Origin of the sequence: Ottowia thiooxydans DSM 14619, from assembly GCF_000422885.1 — a bacterium.
Taxonomy (GTDB): Bacteria; Pseudomonadota; Gammaproteobacteria; order Burkholderiales; family Burkholderiaceae_C; genus Ottowia; species Ottowia thiooxydans.
In genome coordinates, this window is record NZ_KE383945.1 from 71,334 (window position 1) to 87,419 (window position 16,086).

A 16,086-nucleotide genomic window follows, 5' to 3' on the forward strand; every position below is an offset into this window, starting at 1 on the left:
GCTGTTCAAACGCATCACGCTGGCTTTGTCGCCATTGGCCTCATCCCGATAAGCCACATAGGGCCTGCCATCAGGGCCGAAAGACAGCGAGGTGTAGTGAGCCACACCCGCCGAAAACCCTGCCCCACCTACAGACTCCCACGCCGTGCCCAAGCTGTTCAAACGCATCACGCGGGCTTTGAGGCCATTGGCATGGTCCTGATAAGCCACATAGGGCTTGCCATCAGGGCCGAAAGACAGCGAGGTGTCAAACGCCCAATCCGCCGAAAACCCTGCCCCACCTACTGCTTCCCACGCCGTGCCCGCGCTGTTCAAACGCACCACGCTGGCTTTGTTGCCATTGGCAACGTCCCGGTAAGCCACGTAGGGCTTGTCATCAGGGCCAAAGGCAAGCGAGGTGTCATACGCCGCACCCGCCGAAAAACCGGCCCCACCTACTGCCTCCCACGCCGTGCCCGCGCCGTTCAAACGCATCACGCTGGCTTTGTTGCCATTGGCAACGTCCCGGTAAGCCACATAGGGCTTGCCATCAGGGCCGAAAGCCAGCGAGGTGTACTCAGCCCAATCCGCCGAAAACCCTGCCCCACCTACTGCCTCCCACGCCGTGCCCGCGCCGTTCAAACGCATCACGCTGGCTTTGTTGCCATTGGTAAAGTCCCGGTAAGCCACATAGGGCTTGCCATCAGGGCCGAAAGCCAGCGAGGTGTACTCAGCCCAATCCGCCGAAAACCCTGCCCCACCTACTGCCTCCCACGCCGTGCCCGCGATGTTCAAACGCATCACGCTGGCTTTGCTGCCATTGGCACCGTCCGCATATGCCACATAAGGCTTGCCACCAGGACCGAAAGACAGCGAGGTGTACTCAGCCCAACCCGCCGAAAACCCAGCCCCACCTACTGCCTCCCACGCTGTGCCCGTGCTATTCAAACGCATCACGCTGGCTTTGTAGCCATTGGCACTGTCCGCATAAGCCACATAGGGCTTGCCATCAGGGCCGAAAGATAGCGAGGTGTACTCAACCCCACCCGCCGAAAACCCTGCCCCACCTACTGCCTCCCACGCCGTGCCCGCGCCGTTCAAACGCATCACGCTGGCTTTGAGGCCATTCGCCACGTCCCGATAAGCCACATAGGGCTTGCCATCAGGGCCGAAAGACAGCGAGGTGTACTCAGCCACACCCGCCGAAAACCCTGCCCCGCCTACTGCCTCCCACGACGTGCCCGCGCTGTTCAAACGCATCACACTGGCTTTGTTGCCGTTGGCAACGTCCCGGTAAGCCACATAGGGCGTGCCATCAGGGCCGAAAGCTAGTGAAGTGTATTGCACCCCACCCGCCGAAAACCCGGCCCCACCTACTGCCTCCCACGCCGTGCCCGCGCTGTTCAAACGCATCACGCTGGCTTTGTAGCCATAGGCACCATCACGGTAAGCCACATAGGGCTTGTCATCAGGGCCAAAGGCAAGCGAGGTGTACTCAACCGGACCCACGACCAACGACGGTAACGCCCCGACCCGCTCCCATGGATCCGTGAGGGACTGCGCATTGGCCGTAGGTGCCAGCACCGCGAGCAACAACCCTAAGACCCCCAGCAGGCGCAGCCAGCCATTCCACAAAACCGAGCCGACACAACGGGCGTGCTCCTGAAACAGTTCCTGTTTTTTGAATGAAGTCATGTTCCCCCCACCGGTATTTCTGGGCATGGATCTCCGTGCCTCGCCTGAAATAAATTCAGTTACCTGATTTGAACGCTTTGCAACGCGTTTGTATGTAGCCCAACTGGGCTACATGAGGGGAGTTTTTAAGGGCTCCAAATTCCGCATGAATCCTTTAGCATTGATCGCCATTGCAATTTCGGCGGAAATGCAGGCATGGACCGAGCAGTGCGCAATTGCAGGGAAAAGTAGGGTTGGCAGCTCCAGCGCCATCGGCACCACCAACTCCCGCGCCGAGCCAGCGCTGTTCAAACGAATCACGTCGGTGGGGAGCTCAAAAGAAGTTAAATGCGTTTGCGCCCAATCAATCGCCGCTATCCCTCACGCCGCAGCCGGCCGCCCCAACCCTCTCCCGCCTGCGGGAAAGGGAGCACCCCCCCAGCGAAGCTCCGACGGCCGCGGAGCAGGCCATGCGGGTGTAGCCGCGGAGCTGGCTTTGCCAGGCCGCTGGTTACGTCCCCCCAGGGGGAAGGCGCGCCAGCGACTCAGGGGGGCCTAAATCTCGACCTTCGAACCCAACTCCACCACCGCATTGCTAGGCAGATTCATGAACTCCGCAGCCGCACTCGCGTTGTGGTGCATCTGTGCGAACAACTTCTCGCGCCAGGCGGACATGCCGGGCCCGAAGGTAGGGCTGACAATGTCGCGCGAGAGAAAGTAGCTGGTCGTCATGGGGTTGAGATCGACGCCGCGCCCAGTAATGTTCGCCAACGCCTTGGGCAGGTCCGGATCGTTCTTGAAACCGTAGTGAACAATCACCTGCCAGCAATCATGGCCCAGGGGTTCCACCTCCACCCGCTTGTCCAGGCCAACCCAGGGCACCTCGTGGCTGCGCACAGTCACGAACAGGTTTTGCCGATGCAGCACCTTGTTGTGTTTGAGGTTGTGCATCAGCGCGTTGGGCACGACCCCTGGCTCGGCAGCCAGGAACACGGCTGTGCCCTCTACCCTCTGCGGTGGAGCGATGAAGATGGCTTCCAGGAAATCGTTCAGGCCAATGGAGGTGGTGCGCAGAGATTCGTTGAGCAAGGCGCGGCCATCGCGCCACGTCAGCATCAGTGTGAACACAGCACCAGCAATCACCAGCGGGAACCAGCCACCATGGAATAGCTTGAGCAAATTGGATGCCCAGAACAGGATGTCTACGGTAAAGAACAGGCCCGTGGCGGCCAGGCACACCACGAGAGGCAGCTTCCATGCGTACCGGATAACGAAGAAGGTCAACACGGTGGTGATCAGCATGTCTGTGGTGACCGCGATCCCATAGGCAGCGGCGAGATTGCCGGAAGAGCGGAACATGCCCACCGCCAGAACAATCAAGACGTACAAGCTCCAGTTCACCAAAGGCATGTAGATCTGCCCGGCCTCCTTCACATTGGTGTGCAGCACCTGCAGGCGCGGCAGATAACCCAGTTGCACCACCTGCTTGGTAACGCTGAAGGCACCGGAAATAAGCGCCTGTGAGGCAATGACGGCTGCGGCGGTGGCCAGCACCACCAGGGGCAATTGAGCCCAATCGGGCGCCATCATGAAAAATGGATTGGTTTTGGCTTGCGGCTCAGCCAGCAGCAAGGCACCTTGGCCAAAATAATTGAGTGTGAGCGCCGGCATGGCAATGGTGAACCAGGCGATGCGGATGGGTTTCTTGCCGAAATGCCCCATATCGGCATACAGCGCCTCTGCCCCCGTGACGCACAGCACGATGGCGCCCAGCAAAATGAAAGTGAGGCCTGGGTAATGCCAGGCGAATTTCCAGGCGTGCCAGGGGTTAAGCGCCCACAGGATCTCCGTGTGCCCTGCGATCTGGTACACCCCCAGCACAGCGATCACGGCAAACCATACCAACATCACCGGCCCGAAGAGCTTCCCAATGCCTGCCGTGCCGCTTTTTTGCACGGCGAAGAGCACGGTCAGCACCACCAGGGTGAGCGGAATCACGTAGCCTTTGAAAGCGGGGGAAACCACCTCCAGGCCTTCCATAGCGCCCAGAACGGTAATGGCCGGCGTGATGACGCCATCGCCATAGAACAGGCAGGCTCCGAAGATACCCACGGGAAGCATGATGTTGCGCAAACGCGGGCGATCAGCCACCGCGCGCGAAGCCAACGTGAGCATGGCGACTAGGCCGCCCTCGCCGTTGTTGTCTGCTCGCAGCACGAGCACCACGTATTTGACCGAGACAATGGTGGTCAAGGTCCAGAAGAACATCGACAGTACGCCGTAGATGTTGTCTGGCGTGAATTCGACGTGGCCGCCGCCGAACACCTCTTTGACCGAATACAGAACGCTGGTACCAATGTCGCCATAGACGACGCCAATGGCGCCAACAATCAATGGTCCCAGTGCGGATTTCGATGAGGACACAAAAAAAGCCCCGTCCGGCCGGACGAAGCGGTGATTTCGAGGAGGGCTATTTTGCGCCAGCTAAACCGAAAATGGGAGAGTTTGAGCACTCCGCCGACGAGACTTGGGCGTGAAAACAACCAGTACCTATGGAACGCGGAGGCCTCGGAACGCCGCCGCGCTATTCAAACTTGCTCGATGCTTACAAAAGCTCGCGCACTTCCGGGTCTGTGGCTTCCAGCTCGTAGCTGGCAGCGACCATCGCCAAGCGTCCAATCACACCGTACATGTAAAACCGGTTGGGTGCGCTGGCACCGGGCTTCATCCCTGCACGCGGCAACTGGTTGCCACCCGCAAACGCCAACGGTACGAAGTGCGCGCCAGGAGCATTCAGGTTTTCATCTGCTCCACGATCAGCGTGCACGCGGTAAAAACCGCCCACCACGTAGCGGTCGATCATGTAGACCACTGGCTCGGCCACGGCGTCATGGATGCGCTCGTTGGTTAAGACGCCTTCCTGAATGAGAACGGCGCCACCTGGCATTTGCGGCGCGACCCGGGCACGCGTCTTGGACGTGAGCTGATCGAGATCCTTGGCGTCTCGCACGGTCATGATGCCCATGCCACGCGTACCGCTGTCTGCCTTCACAACCACAAACGGCTTCTCGTTAATGCCGTATTCCTTGTATTTGCGCTTGATCTTGACCAGCAGCGCATCAGTTTCGCTGCGTAGGCACTCCATGCCGGCCGGCTCATTGATGTCGATCTCGCCACAGGAGGAGAACATGGGATTGATCAGCCACGGATCAATGCCCAGCAATTTACCGAAGCGCTTGCTCACTTCTTCGTAGGACCTGAAATGCCGGCTCTTGCGCCGCACGCTCCAGCCCGCCTGTAACGGCGGCAACAGGTACTGCTCGTGAAGCTCTTCCAGAATTCCGGGTGGTCCGGCTGAAAGGTCATTGTTCAGCAAAATCGTGCAGGGATCGAAATCCTTCAATCCCAAGCGGTAACGCATGCGCAGCGCCGGTTCCAGCGTGATTTTTTCACCATCTGGAAGCTTGATCGAGGTGGATTTCTTAAGCGCGGGATCAATGGAGCCAAAGCGCACGCTCAGCCCGGCCATGCGGAAGATCTGCTGCAAACGCTCAAGGCTGGCCAGGTAAAAGCTGGAAGGCTTGCCGTTCTCCGGCACGATCATGAGGCCGCGCGCCTCAGGGCAGATTTTTTCGATGGCAGCTTGTGCTGCCTGCACCGCCAGTGGCAGTGTTTCAGGCGACAAGTTGTGCCAGCCATCGGGGTAGAGGTTGGTATCTACGGGCGCGAGCTTGAAGCCAGCGTTGCGGATGTCCACCGAGCAGTACAGAGGCGGTGTGTGCTCCATCCACTCCAGCCGAAACCAACGCTCGATCACCGGGGTGGCATCGAGAATGCGCTGCTCCAACTCGTTGATGGGACCGGTCAGAGCAGTAATTAGGTGGGGGACCATGGGCGATTGCGCTTATTGGATTAGCCCACCAGTGTAGTAGGGTTTGCCTGTATAGATGATCAGGTGCCCCTTCTGCCTCTATGAGCGGGTTTCGCCTTCGCCAAGAACCACCCACTTGAGAGAGGTCAGGCCCTCGATACCCACCGGGCCTCGAGCGTGGAACTTGTCAGTGCTGATACCGATTTCGGCACCCAGACCAAACTCGAAACCATCTGCGAAACGAGTGCTGGCATTCACCATGACACTGGCTGAATCCACTTCACGCAAAAACCGTTGAGCGTGCATGTGATCGCGCGTCAGGATGGCGTCTGTATGGTGGCTGCTGTATCGGTTGATATGCGCAATGGCTTCGTCTAAGCCGTCCACGAGCTTGATGCTGATGACAGGCGCCAAATACTCTTCGAACCAATCACTTTCCTGTGCGGCCACAACGACCGCAGTAGCAGGCAGAGAAGCCGCTCCAAGAATGGCAGCAGCTGGCGCATCACAGCGCATTTCCACGCCCTTGGCGGCAAAAATGGCGCCCATAAGGGGCAGGAACGCCTGGGCCACGCTGCGCGCCACCAGCAAGCTCTCAGTGGCATTGCAGGGGCTATATTTTTGCGTCTTGGCGTTGTCAACCACCTTGACAGCCATGTCGAGATCGCAAGGATCATCCACGTAGGTATGGCAATTCCCATCAAGGTGTTTGATGACAGGCACCTTGGCCTCCGCACTGATGCGCTCAATAAGCCCCTTGCCGCCGCGTGGAATGATCACATCCACGTATTGCGGCATGGTGATCAACTGGCCAACAGCGGCACGGTCAGTGGTGGGCACCAGTTGCACCGCCTCTTGCGGTAATCCGGCAGCGGCCAAAGCCTGGCGCACCAGGGCTGCAAGCGCCTTGTTGGAATCAATGGCCTCGGAGCCGCCGCGCAATATGCAAGCGTTGCCGCTCTTGATGCTCAAGGAAGCGGCCTCTATGGTGACGTTGGGCCGGCTTTCATAGATCATGCCGAACACCCCGATCGGTACCCGCATCTGCCCAACGCGGATGCCGCTGGGTTGCTGCTTGAGGCCGACGATGTCGCCAATGATGTCCGCCATGGCAGCAAGCTGCTCACAGCCCTGGGCACAGGTTTCGAGGATTTTGGGTGTCAGCTTGAGCCGATCGACCATGGGCTCAGCTAGGCCGGCGGCGCGGGCGCGCTCCAGATCGCGCGCGTTATCAGTTTGCAGTGCCTCGGTATTGGCACGCAAAAGCCTGGCCAATTCGCGCAGGGCTTCGTTGCGAGCGGCCGTGGAGGCGCGTGCCATGGCACTGGAGGCCTGGCGCGCCTGCAGGCCGAGCAGTTGCATGGTCTCGGCGACATTAAGAGCGTTCATGGGGAGATTTTCGCATCTCGTAGCTCACAGCGCATTCGAGCCGCCGAATTCCCCACTCGGCTCCGGTCCTCAACTTCAATCCACCTTAATGTTGGCCTTCTGAATCAACTCTTTCCATTTCTGAGTGTCTGCCTTCATATAAGCCCCGAACTGCTCAGGTGTGCCTCCTACCGGCTTCAAAGATTGGTCCTCTAGAAACTTCTGCACATCGGGCGTCTTGAGCGCTGCATTTACGTTCGCATTCAGTTTCGCCACGATGTCGTTGGGCACGCCCGCAGGGGCCAGCAGACCAACCCACGAATACACCTCAAAACCCTTATAGGTGTCTCCAATTGCGGGCACGTCAGGCAGCGCGGCAATAGACTCTTTCGAGGTGACTGCCAGCGGCCGCAGCTTGCCTGAGCGAATATGCCCAAGCACCGAAGTCACGCTCACGAACATCACCTGAACCTGGCCTCCCACGATATCCGTGATGGCGGGAGCGCCGCCCTTGTACGGAACGTGCAGCATCGAGGCGCCCGTGATCGATTTGAAAAGCTCTGCCGTCAAGTGGTTGGAGCTGCCAGCGCCGGTCGACGCATAGTTGAGCAAGTCCGGCTTCGCTTTAGCCAGTGCCACAAGCTCCTGCACGGTCTTGGCGGGCACTGAAGGGTGCACCAAGAGTACCAAGGGGGAAGTCGCAATCTGCACCACCGGCTTCAAGTCCTTGTCGGAGTCGAAGGGCAGCTTGTAAAGCAAGGGGTTGACGGCGTGCGTGTCGAACGCGGAAAGCAGGGTGTAGCCATCAGGCTTGGCACGTGCGACCTGAGCCGCGCCGATGGAGCCGCCCGCACCTGCTTTGTTATCGATCACGATCGTTTGCCCCAGCGAGGCACCGAGCTGCACGCCCAGCTTGCGCGTGACGTTGTCCACAATGCCGCCTGCAGGAAAAGGCACCACGATCTGGATAGGCTGGCTTGGATAAGACTGTGCGAACGCCACCGCGGGCACGCCCGCCGCCAGAGAAGCCGCCACCAGTGCGACCGAGTTGCGTACGAAGTGCCTGCGTGGAAGCTGAGCGAGGGTGCGGAACATAGGTAGTGAATCCAAGGAAAAATTAATCTGGTTGTGAACTAAAAAAGGTAGCCGACAGGCCCTAATCGTTCAGGATGGCGACTGCGCGAACCCATCCTGCAGAGCTGTGCTTGATCTTGATTGGAAAGCAGCTGAGCTGAAAACCGTGAGAGGGAAGCTGATCGAGGTTCGCGAGCTTTTCCATCTGGAAGTAGCCAATATCGCGCCCCGCCTTGTGGCCCTCCCAAATGATCGAAGGGTCCCCATCGCGCTGGAAGCGCTCCACGACGAATTTAAACGCGGCGTCCCAGCTGTAGGAGTCCGTGCCCACCACGCGGACACCTCTTTCAAGCAAGTAAAGCGTGGCCGCGCGTCCGAACCCACAGGCGCTTTCCCAATAGTCTTCCTGGCCTTGGCGCGCACCCGCACGGGTGTTGGCCACCACAATATCCAGGGGCTGAAGCTCATAGCCGATGCGCTTTAACTCCGCTTCTACGTCTTCCGGTGTGACCACATAACCTGCCTCAAAGTGGCGGAAATCCAGCTTCACGCCCGGGCGCAAACACCAATCGAGTGGCACCTCGTCAATGCCAGGACTAGCGCGTCCGCCGGGTTGCAGGGCATGGTCTGTAGTGGGGTGGTAATGCCATGGGGCATCCATATGGGTGCCCGCATGCGTAGACAGCGAGATACGCTCCACTGCCCAGGCTTTGCCATCAGGGAGCGACTCAGGCCCAATGCCCGGAAATAGCTTGCTGAAAAGCGGCCACGATTCGTCGTGGTTGGAATATTCGATGGTCGGCCGGTGATGCGCAGGGGAAGTCTGCTTGTCTTCCAGCGTGACCGACAGGTCAATGATGCGTCGTGTCATGATTTTTGATCAGTTCATAAAAGATGGAGGGGCTCTACGCGGTGGCCTTGGGCGTTTGGTTCTACCGGCGAGGGAGTGCTTGCCTGAAAGCCTGCGACCACGAAGGCCACAAGCTGGCTGAGGATGGCGTCGGGGTCACTTGTGTCGCACACCCCACCGGAGATGCGTTGCAGCCGGTGGTGGCCCGCATCCGATTCACTGACGATGTAGTGCATGGCACCAATCGCAAATGCATAGCGCCAATAGGCATCTTGCTGAGACAAGCCAGGGGTAGCGGCCATGAGCGCCCGCACAAAGTGCTGGGCAGTGGCGTCGTACTGGGCAAAGATGGTGGTGGAAGTGAACTCGCTGGGCAATGCCCGCGCCTGCAGTAGCAAGCGGGTCAGCAAGCGAGCATCACCTGTCGAATCCAGACTCAGCTGAATCGGGGGCGCCACCAACGAACGCACCACGTGAACGAGTGTTCGCTCCGGCCCCTCAGGCACCGAGTTCAATAACTCCAGACGCAAGCTATTGATCGGGTTTGCCACCGAGGCCAGCACCTCCTGTATGAGCACTTCTTTGGAGCCAAAGTGGTAATGGATGGCGGCCACGTTTGTCTGGCTGGTCAAGGTGATTTCCTTGAGCGTGGCTGCCTCGAAGCCGCGAGTGGCAAAGACACGGAGGGCAGCGGCCATGATCCGCGCCCGCGTCGATCCCTCAGACACTCCAGTCGAACCGCTGGCTGGCTCGTTCATTTCGGCGAAAATTCAAAATTCAAATTCATATTTGAAATATAAATTTGAATTGATCGAAAAAAATACGTGTTACTACGTAGTTTCCTGGCCGCAGCTTCTCGTGGCGCTATGAATTGGCGCCAGGATTCATTCCACCTTGATGTTGGCGCGGCTGATCACTTCGGACCAACGCTTGTCCTCCTCAGCAATAAAAGTCTCGAAACGGTTGAGCATGAGTGGATCAATCCTTGCGCCCAGACCGTCGAATTTCTCGCGCACTGCCGGGTCTTCCTGTGCCGTTCGGAATATTTCGGCAAACCTGGTCGCCACGTCGTCAGGCATTTTTCGGGGTGCGAACACGCCAAACCAGGCATCCACGTCATAGTCGGCGATGCCCATTTCTGAAAACGTCGGGATCTCCTTGGCCTCTGACCAACGCTGGGCGCTGGTGATCCCGATCGGAATGACGGCGCCGCGCCGAATCAAAGGCAACATGGTCGGCAAGTTGTCGATCGCGACCTTGACCTGACCGCCAAGCAGATCCGTGATCATCGGCCCAGCCCCCTTGTAGGGCACATGTTCGCACTGCCAACCGAGGCGCTGTTTGAGCAACTCGAAGCTCAAATGCGGCGAACCACCTATGCTGCCTGAGGCATAGACAAGCGCCTGCGGCCCCCGCATACGAGCATCCATTTCCTTGAAGTTCCGAATGCCGTTGTCGGGGTGCACCACAACGACGTTGGTCGTTCGCCCCGTCAATATCAAGGGACGAAAGTCCTTGATGGTCGGGTAGCCTACTTTTTTGTAGAGATGGGGAGCTATGGTTTGGGTAGCGATATTGCCCAGCAGCAGCGACCGACCATCGGTCTGCGCCTTGGCAACCGCTTGCAGTCCGATCAAGCCAGACGCCCCCGCTCTGTTCTCCACGACAAACACACCCCCGGTTTGGCGCGCCGCTGCGCCAGCCAGTGTCCTGGCAATGATGTCGCTGGTGCCGCCGGGTGCGAAGGGCACGATCATGTTGACGGGCGTATTGACGGGTTTATCGCTCGCCCATGCCAAGCCGGGAGCAGCCAAAAGCGGCAAGCTCGCCAGCCGACGAAGGGCTGACCGCCGGTGGGTATCGATGGCGCCTGGGAGACTCTCATCCCGGCCGTTGAATGACGAGAAATGATGCACCTCACACACCTTTGCTTTCTTAAGAAATCTTGATGTTTGCTTCCGCTGTGGCGGTAACAGCATCAATGTAGCGAGGCTTCACACTATCGACAATCCAACAAATCCAATAAGTTTATTAAGACAACTTAATGTATTGAAACGCGCCACCGCGCTTTAAGTGAAGCTGCTTAAGATCAGCGGGCTAAGAGCCTGTTCAAAGTCTCTGCGCGAGGGCCATTGTGTTCGAAAAGCTGTGGCTGCAAGGGGTGCGCCCATGCGACGAAAAACGCAGGGATACCTTATGGTATCGCGAGTATTTTCGCGGCCGGCGTAGGCAACGCCGCAGACGCGGTTGTTCGGGCGCCGTGCAACGGGCGCAATGGGACCGCGAGGAGACTTTGAACAGGCTCTAAGTACGTGCGGCAGCGCAGGCGCCGCACAGCCCCTGCGCCAGCCGGTGCAGCGCCTGCCAAGGCTCTACCGGCCAACCCGGGCTTTTCAAGCCCTTCACGATGCCATCAACTTGCTGGGCAGCATGAAGCAAGTTCGACAGTGTGACGTCTCCGATGCTGGGAATGACGCGCTCGAACAGCCGCTCACGCAAGCCCCAGATACGCTGTTCACGCAGGGCAACAGGCATAGGACGCCCGTCGGCAATGGCGTCTTTCACGCGCTTGAGGGCGCGAATATCCTCAGAAATGGCGTAGTGCACCAAGACCTCAGCCTCTCCCTCTGCTTTCAAGCCGTCGAGCATGCGCTGCACCCGCGCACGCTGGCCGCCAAGCACGGCTTCTGAGAGCTTGAATACATCGTAGCGGGCCACATTGAGCACCGCCGCCTCAATCTGCTCGAAGCTCAGCTCGCCCGCCGGATACAGCAGGCTCAGTTTGGAAATTTCCTGATGTGCCGCCAGAAGATTGCCTTCCACGCGGTTTGCAAAGAACTGCAGCGCGCGCTGCCCATCTTCGCCAGTCGCCACACGCTGGCCTTGCAAGCCCAAGCGCTGGGCGATCCACTGAGGCAGCGCCGGGCGCTCCACCGAATCAACCTGTATGGATACGCCAGAGCCTTCCAGCGCGCCGAACCACGCGCCACTGCGCGTGGCTTTGTCCAGGCGCGGTAGCAACACCAGTGTGAGCGTGGCTTCATCGCCCACTGCGCTGGTGGCTATTTGCTGAAGTGCAGCGCTACCTTCCTTACCCGGTTTTCCGGAGGGAATGCGGACCTCCACAATCTGCTTGTCCGCAAACAGGCTGAGAGAGGCCCCGGCAGCCAACACCGCACTCCAGTCGAAATGGGCACCGGCCACGGTATGCACCGTGCGCTCGCCGTAACCTTGCGCTCTCGCCTGCGCACGGATGGCGTCCGCAGCCTCTTGCACCAGCAAGGCTTCGTCGCCGTGCAACGCATAAAGCGAGCGCAGGCCTTTTTGCAGATGATTGGAGAGTTGAGCAAGAGCGAGCTGCATAGGTTGCAAGCTTTAGAACGTGTGCGCGAAGGTCATACTTTGATCGTGGCAAGCCGGCGCAGAACCTGCTGCACGATGTCGGTTTGCATATTGTCGTAGAGCATCAGCGCCTCCGCCTCTTTGGACAAGGCCGCGGTTTCGCTATAGCTTTGATCGATCTGCCGGAGGATCTCGGTATCCGGGATCACATCCTTCCCAGCCGGGGTACGCACGCGGAACTTGAAGCGCACACGCAGCTGAAATTCGCGCACCTGTCCGGAAGCGTTCAGGCCCACCACCACGCGTTCGCGCAGATCCTGCAGACCCTCAAGCACCACATCGGCCTCATTGCGTTTGGCCACATCCGTAATGACCTGTACCCGGCCAGTGCCGGTGAGTTGGCGGCGCAACTCATTGCCTAGCGAAGACCCTGGCGACATAGCCACGTAGATCGAGCGGAAGCTGAAATCCGGTGGCTTGCGCAGCGCAAAACCGCAGCCGGCCAAGACCATGGGCACGGGCAAAGCGAGCAGAAAGCGCCGCCGGGTGTTCACTGAGTGGCTCATAGCACGATGTTGACCAAGCGGCCCGGCACAACAATGAGCTTGCGAACCGCACCACCATTGCTGTGCTTGAGGAACACTTCACTGGCAAGCGCTGCGGCCTCGATCTCTTCCTTGCTGGCTCCGGCAGGCACGCGGATAGATCCGCGCAATTTGCCACCCACCTGAAGCATGAGTTCGATCTCGTCTTGAATCAATGCAGCAGGATCAGGCTGAGGCCAGGGAGCATCGAGCAACTCGCCTTGTACTGCAGCGAAACCCAGGTCTTGCCACAAGGTGTGGGTCAAATGCGGTGTCACGGGGTAGAGCACTCGCAAGAGCTTGTAGAAACCTTCAACTTGCGCCGCCACGTCGCCGCGCGAGCCATCGCCCTTGAAGCCTTCCAGAGCATTGAGTATTTTCATCGCGCCGGAAACGACGGTGTTGTACTGCATGCGCTGGTAGTCGTAGTCGACCTGGCCCAACACGGTGTGCAGTTCATGCCGCAGCGCCTTGGCCGCCTTCGACAGCTCAATGCCATTCTGGCTGGCAGCGCCAGCCAGCAATGCAAAGGCCGCCACATTTTCAATGGCCTTCAACTTGACGCCAAAATTCCAAACCCGGCGCAGGAAGCGGTAGCTGCCTTCTACAGCCGCATCGTTCCATTCGAGCGTCGCTTCTGGCGGCGCAGCAAACATGGTGTACAGGCGTGCAGTGTCCGCGCCGTATTTTTCGATCAACTCCTTGGGATCCACGCCGTTGTTCTTCGACTTGGACATGGTGCCCACGCCCTCATAGTCGATAGGCGTACCAACAGGCAGATCGCCTACAGCCTTGTTGAGCTTGGCACCCACCTGCTTGCCATCGGCATCCAGCACGGGATCTATATCGGCTGGCCAGAAATACTCCACGCCACCTTTTTCAGTGCGACGCGAGTAAATGTGGTTGAGCACCATGCCCTGGGTGAGCAGACGCGTGAACGGCTCGTCAATGCTGACCAGACCCAGATCGCGCATCACCTTGGTCCAAAAGCGCGCATACAGCAAATGCAAGATGGCGTGTTCGATGCCACCGATGTATTGGTCCATGCCGCTGCCACCTGTGGCGGCCTGCTGATCGCGCATCCAGTAGCTGGTGCCCTCACCCACCATGGCCTCTGCGTTGACCGGATCGCAATAGCGCATGAAGTACCAGGACGAATCTACGAACGTGTCCATGGTGTCGGTCTCACGCCGCGCGGGCTGGCCGCAGCACGGACAATCGACTTTGAGAAACGCCTCGCTCTTGTTCAGGGGGTTGCCACTGCCGTCTGGCACCAGATCCAGTGGAAGCACCACAGGCAGATCTTTTTCCGGCACCGGCACCGTTCCGCACGCAGCGCAATGGATCATCGGAATCGGGGTGCCCCAGTAGCGCTGGCGGCTCACGCCCCAGTCGCGCAAGCGCCAGGTGATTTTCTTTTCGCCCAAACCTTCTTGGGCAAGTGCGCTGGCTACCGCATTCACAGCTTCCCGGAAACCCAGTCCGCTGAAGCTGTCGGAATTGATGGTCACACCGCGCTCTTTATCGGCGTACCAGTCGTTCCACTGCTCGTAATCGTAGTGAAAGCCATCAACATGCACAACTTCGATGATGGGCAGGGTGTACTTGCGGGCAAATGCGAAATCGCGCTCGTCGTGCGCCGGCACGCCCATGACAGCGCCGTCGCCATAACTCATCAGCACGTAGTTGCCGACCCACAGCGGCACTTCATCTCCCGTCAACGGGTGCGTGACGGAAAGGCCTGTGGGCATGCCCTCTTTTTCACGCAAGGCCAGCTCCGCCTCTGTGGTGCCTCCCTGCTTGCACTGTTCAATGAACGCGGCCAGTGCCGGGTTGTTGCGGGCTGCGTGCGTTGCCAGCGGATGCTCAGGCGCCACCGCGCAGAACGTGACACCCATGATGGTGTCGGCACGTGTCGTGAACACGTACATGCGGCCATCCTGGATTAGCTGGCCGTCTTCGCCCTTGATGTCGTGCGTGAAAGCAAATCGCACGCCTTCGCTCTTGCCGATCCAGTTTTCCTGCATCAGCTTGACGCGCTCGGGCCAGCCCGGCAATTTTTGCTGGACGTGTTCGAGCAGTTCCTCGGCGTAATCGGTGATCTTCAGGTAATACCCCGGGATTTCACGCTTTTCCACCAACGCGCCGGTCCGCCAGCCACGGCCATCAATGACTTGCTCATTGGCCAGCACAGTTTGATCTACCGGATCCCAGTTAACCACCTGGGTTTTGCGGTAAGCAATGCCCTTTTCCAGCATCTTCAGGAACAGCCACTGGTTCCACTTGTAATAGCTGGGATCGCATGTGGCGACTTCACGGCTCCAGTCGATGGCCAAGCCCATGGCCTTCATCTGGCCCTTCATATGGGCGATGTTCTCGTAGGTCCACTTGGCGGGAGGCACACCGTTCTTGAGAGCTGCGTTCTCTGCCGGCAGGCCAAAAGCATCCCAGCCCATGGGCATCAGGACGTTGTAGCCCTTCATCCGCAGGTGGCGCGCCAGCATGTCGTTGATGGTGTAGTTGCGCACATGGCCCATGTGCAGCTTGCCGCTGGGGTAGGGCAGCATGGAGCAAGCGTAGTATTTCTCCTTGCTCGAGTCTTCAACGACGCGATAAGCGTCCAAGGCTTGCCAGTGCGCCTGCGCGGCCGCCTCGACCTCGCGGTGGCTGTATTTTTCTTCCATGGGGTAAATTGTAGGTGGCGTGCAAGGAGAGTTCACGCGCGGGCATCTGGCTGAACCGCTTTCAGCCTGGTTATTTAGCCACAGCTGCGATTTTTTCGCCTCTTCCGCGGGGAATAAACAGTTTGGCCGGTCATAGCGGACGAAAGAGCGTGTTCAGGATCTATCCGGTCCCGGATAGATCCTGAACACGCTCCAGGAAACTTAACGGCTGGCAGCTGGCCCAGGTGGGGTCGCTACGGCGGGGGCATCGGCGACGAAGCCAATGCGGTTCAATCCGGCCTTTTGCGCCTCACCCATGACCTCAACCACGCGTCCGTAGGGCACGCTCTGATCCGCGCGCAGCTGCACTTCGGTTTGAGCGTCCGCACGAGCGGCGTCAGTCAGCGCCAATACCATCTCGTGTCTGGTGACCATCTTGTCGTTGAAAAAAACTTGGCCGCTCTTATCCACCACCAATGTCACGAACTTGGGTGGATCGCCTGGCTTGGCGGCATCCGTCTTGGGCAGATCCAGACGGATAGAGCTGGCCAGCAGGGGAGCGGTGATGATGAAAATCACCACCAACACCAGCATCACATCCACCAACGGCGTGACGTTGATGTCACTCATGGGCTCTGAGCCCTTGGCGCGTTCGAGTCTTCCGAAAGCCATATCAGTTAT

General features: G+C 59.0%; 11 protein-coding genes and 1 pseudogene. All 12 read right to left on the reverse strand.

What is annotated here, in order from left to right:
• Window positions 1-1,674, reverse strand: a pseudogene (locus tag G518_RS40575) (hypothetical protein); the annotation flags it as partial.
• A 534-nt stretch (window positions 1,675-2,208) separates the two neighbouring features.
• Window positions 2,209-4,077 carry a potassium transporter Kup gene (locus G518_RS0132575; RefSeq protein WP_028606035.1) on the reverse strand — a complete coding sequence of 623 codons (1,869 nt, stop codon included), beginning with the start codon at window positions 4,075-4,077 and terminating at the stop codon, window positions 2,209-2,211.
• Between the two features lie 181 nt (window positions 4,078-4,258).
• Complete coding sequence (gene gshA, locus G518_RS0132580) at window positions 4,259-5,545, reverse strand: glutamate--cysteine ligase (protein ID WP_028606036.1); 1,287 nt, start codon at window positions 5,543-5,545, stop codon at window positions 4,259-4,261.
• Window positions 5,546-5,623: 78 nt separating this feature from the next.
• Entirely contained in the window at window positions 5,624-6,913 is a 1,290-nt protein-coding gene (locus tag G518_RS0132585) for a glutamate-5-semialdehyde dehydrogenase (protein ID WP_028606037.1), read from the reverse strand.
• Window positions 6,914-6,988: 75 nt separating this feature from the next.
• A complete protein-coding gene (locus G518_RS0132590) occupies window positions 6,989-7,987 on the reverse strand; it encodes a Bug family tripartite tricarboxylate transporter substrate binding protein (RefSeq protein ID WP_028606038.1) in 999 nt (332 codons plus the stop codon).
• A gap of 61 nt (window positions 7,988-8,048) precedes the next feature.
• Window positions 8,049-8,837: a cyclase family protein gene (locus G518_RS0132595; protein ID WP_028606039.1), complete on the reverse strand. Its 789-nt coding sequence runs from the start codon at window positions 8,835-8,837 to the stop codon at window positions 8,049-8,051.
• A 14-nt stretch (window positions 8,838-8,851) separates the two neighbouring features.
• Window positions 8,852-9,514, reverse strand: a complete 663-nt coding sequence (locus tag G518_RS38070) for a TetR/AcrR family transcriptional regulator (protein ID WP_051237660.1) — start codon at window positions 9,512-9,514, stop codon at window positions 8,852-8,854.
• 186 nt (window positions 9,515-9,700) lie between these two features.
• On the reverse strand, window positions 9,701-10,732 hold the full coding sequence (locus G518_RS0132605) for a Bug family tripartite tricarboxylate transporter substrate binding protein (protein ID WP_169458038.1): 1,032 nt from the start codon (window positions 10,730-10,732) through the stop codon (window positions 9,701-9,703).
• A 388-nt stretch (window positions 10,733-11,120) separates the two neighbouring features.
• Entirely contained in the window at window positions 11,121-12,179 is a 1,059-nt protein-coding gene (gene holA, locus G518_RS0132610) for a DNA polymerase III subunit delta (protein WP_028606041.1), read from the reverse strand.
• Window positions 12,180-12,211: 32 nt separating this feature from the next.
• Window positions 12,212-12,724, reverse strand: a complete 513-nt coding sequence (locus G518_RS0132615) for an LPS-assembly lipoprotein LptE (protein WP_036596911.1) — start codon at window positions 12,722-12,724, stop codon at window positions 12,212-12,214.
• Window positions 12,721-15,426, reverse strand: coding sequence for a leucine--tRNA ligase (leuS, locus tag G518_RS0132620; protein WP_028606043.1), 2,706 nt, complete (start codon window positions 15,424-15,426; stop codon window positions 12,721-12,723). The genes G518_RS0132615 and leuS overlap by 4 nt, the downstream gene beginning before the upstream one ends.
• A gap of 201 nt (window positions 15,427-15,627) precedes the next feature.
• Window positions 15,628-16,077 carry an ExbD/TolR family protein gene (locus tag G518_RS0132625; RefSeq protein WP_028606044.1) on the reverse strand — a complete coding sequence of 150 codons (450 nt, stop codon included), beginning with the start codon at window positions 16,075-16,077 and terminating at the stop codon, window positions 15,628-15,630.
• Window positions 16,078-16,086 lie beyond the last annotated feature (9 nt).